Consider the following 3,188-nt stretch of genomic DNA (forward strand, 5'->3'; position numbering starts at 1 on the left):
AATAAGTGCCTGACGATGACCTACTCTCGCATGGGGAGACCCCACACTACCATCGGCGCTAAGCGGTTTCACTTCTGAGTTCGGCAAGGGATCAGGTGGTTCACGCGTGCTATGGTCGTCAGGCGTAACTGTTAATGTACATCATGCTGACTAGCGTTTTTGCTATCTTGTGATCGTCTCATTGCCTGCCGCCCTGGCGTTATGTCGCTTGGGCCACACGCTGCGTATCCGGTTTTCATTGACGTCATCATCGCGACCAGACCCCTTGGGTGTTATAGGGTCAAGCCTCACGGGCCATTAGTACACGTTAGCTCAACGCCTTGCAGCGCTTCCACACCGTGCCTATCAACCAGCTGGTCTCGCTGGGCCCTTCAGGAGGCTCTAGGCCTCAGGGATGTCTCATCTTGAAGGGGGCTTCCCGCTTAGATGCTTTCAGCGGTTATCCCGTCCGACCATAGCTACCCGGCAATGCCACTGGCGTGACAACCGGAACACCAGAGGGTCGTCCACTCCGGTCCTCTCGTACTAGGAGCAGCCCTTCTCAAACATCCAACGCCCACGGCAGATAGGGACCGAACTGTCTCACGACGTTCTAAACCCAGCTCGCGTACCACTTTAAATGGCGAACAGCCATACCCTTGGGACCGACTTCAGCCCCAGGATGTGATGAGCCGACATCGAGGTGCCAAACACCGCCGTCGATGTGAACTCTTGGGCGGTATCAGCCTGTTATCCCCGGAGTACCTTTTATCCGTTGAGCGATGGCCCTTCCATACAGAACCACCGGATCACTAGAACCTGCTTTCGCACCTGCTCGACGTGTCTGTCTCGCAGTCAAGCACCCTTATGCTCTTGCACTCATTGCACGATGTCCGACCGTGCTGAGGGTACCTTCGTGCTCCTCCGTTACTCTTTAGGAGGAGACCGCCCCAGTCAAACTACCCACCACACACTGTCCTCGATCCGGATAACGGACCTGAGTGAGAACGCCAATGATGCCAGGCTGGTATTTCAAGGTTGGCTCCCTCCGAACTGGCGTCCAGAGTTCTAAGCCTCCCAGCTATCCTACACAGGCAACATCAGCGTCCAGTGTGAAGCTATAGTAAAGGTTCACGGGGTCTTTCCGTCTAGCCGCGGGTACACCGCATCTTCACGGCGATTTCAATTTCACTGAGTCTCGGGTGGAGACAGCGTGGCCATCATTACGCCATTCGTGCAGGTCGGAACTTACCCGACAAGGAATTTCGCTACCTTAGGACCGTTATAGTTACGGCCGCCGTTTACCGGGGCTTCAATCAAGAGCTTCGCCTTGCGGCTAACACCATCATTTAACCTTCCGGCACCGGGCAGGCGTCACACCCTATACGTCCGCTTGCGCGTTAGCAGAGTGCTGTGTTTTTAATAAACAGTTGCAGCCACCTGGTATCTTCGACCGGTTCGGGCTAGGAGAGCAAGTCTCTTCACCCTATGCCGGCGTGCCTTCTCCCGAAGTTACGGCACCATTTTGCCTAGTTCCTTCACCCGAGTTCTCTCAAGCGCCTTGGGATTCTCACCCTGACCACCTGTGTCGGTTTGGGGTACGGTCGCACATGATCTGAAGCTTAGAGGCTTTTCCTGGAAGCGTGGCATCAGTGACTTCCTGACCGTGGTCAGTTCGTCTCGTGTCTCGGCTTTAAGACCCCGGATTTACCTAAGGTCTCGGCCTACTCACTTTCACCAGGACTACCAACGCCTGGCTCACCTAGCCTTCTTCGTCCCCCCATCGCAACCATGTCCGGTACGGGAATATTGACCCGTTTCCCATCGACTACGCCTTTCGGCCTCGCCTTAGGGGCCGACTCACTCTGCTCCGATTAGCGTCGAACAGAAACCCTTGGTCTTCCGGCGAGGGCGTTTTTCACGCCCTTTATCGTTACTCATGTCAGCATTCGCACTCGTGATACCTCCAGCGAACTTCTCAATTCACCTTCATTGGCTTACACGACGCTCCTCTACCGCTCATCCAGAGGATGAACCCGTAGCTTCGGTACCTGGTTTAGCCCCGTTACATCTTCCGCGCAGGCCGACTCGACTAGTGAGCTATTACGCTTTCTTTAAAGGATGGCTGCTTCTAAGCCAACCTCCTAGCTGTCTGAGCCTTCCCACATCGTTTCCCACTTAACCAGGATTTCGGGACCTTAGCTGACGGTCTGGGTTGTTTCCCTTTTCACGACGGACGTTAGCACCCGCCGTGTGTCTCCCACGCGCTACTCACCGGTATTCGGAGTTTGCCTCGGGTTGGTAAGTCGGGATGACCCCCTAGCCGAAACAGTGCTCTACCCCCGGCGGTACTACGTGAGGCGCTACCTAAATAGCTTTCGAGGAGAACCAGCTATCTCCGAGCTTGATTAGCCTTTCACTCCGATCCACAAGTCATCCAAATCTTTTTCAACAGATCCTGGTTCGGGCCTCCAATTGATGTTACTCAATCTTCACCCTGCTCATGGATAGATCGCTCGGTTTCGGGTCTATATCCAGCGACTGTGTCGCCCAGTTAAGACTCGGTTTCCCTACGGCTCCCCTATACGGTTAACCTCGCCACTGAATATAAGTCGCTGACCCATTATACAAAAGGTACGCAGTCACAGAACAAGTCTGCTCCTACTGCTTGTACGCACACGGTTTCAGGATCTATTTCACTCCCCTCTCCGGGGTTCTTTTCGCCTTTCCCTCACGGTACTGGTTCACTATCGGTCAGCCAGGAGTATTTAGCCTTGGAGGATGGTCCCCCCGTCTTCAGTCAAGGTTTCTCGTGCCCCGACCTACTCGATTTCACATGATCAGATTTTCGACTACGGGGCTATCACCCGCTACGGCCACGCTTCCCAGCGTGTTCGCCTAATCAGTCTCATGCTTAAGGGCTGGTCCCCGTTCGCTCGCCGCTACTAGGGGAATCTCGGTTGATTTCTTTTCCTCAGGGTACTTAGATGTTTCAGTTCCCCTGGTTCGCCTCGTACACCTATGTATTCAGTGCACGATACTCATCTTGTGATGAGTGGGTTTCCCCATTCAGAAATGCCCGGGTCACAGGTTGTTGCCACCTCACCGAGCCTTATCGCAGGCTACCACGTCTTTCATCGCCTCTGGCTGCCTAGGCATCCACCGTGTGCGCTTCATTGCTTGACCCTATAACCCGAAGGAGTCTGGAT

The 3,188-nt window shown here is 54.5% G+C and carries 2 rRNA genes; both read right to left on the bottom strand.

The features are described 5' to 3' along the window. Nucleotides 1–7: 7 nt before the first annotated feature. Nucleotides 8–123: ribosomal RNA gene (gene rrf / locus E0L35_RS25135) — 5S ribosomal RNA — on the bottom strand. A gap of 153 nt (nucleotides 124–276) precedes the next feature. Continuing rightward, a 23S ribosomal RNA gene (locus E0L35_RS25140) occupies nucleotides 277–3,165 on the bottom strand. Between the last annotated feature and the right edge of the window lie 23 nt (nucleotides 3,166–3,188).

Origin of the sequence: Halomonas sp. ATBC28, from assembly GCF_005937175.1 — a bacterium.
Taxonomy (GTDB): Bacteria; Pseudomonadota; Gammaproteobacteria; order Pseudomonadales; family Halomonadaceae; genus Vreelandella; species Vreelandella titanicae.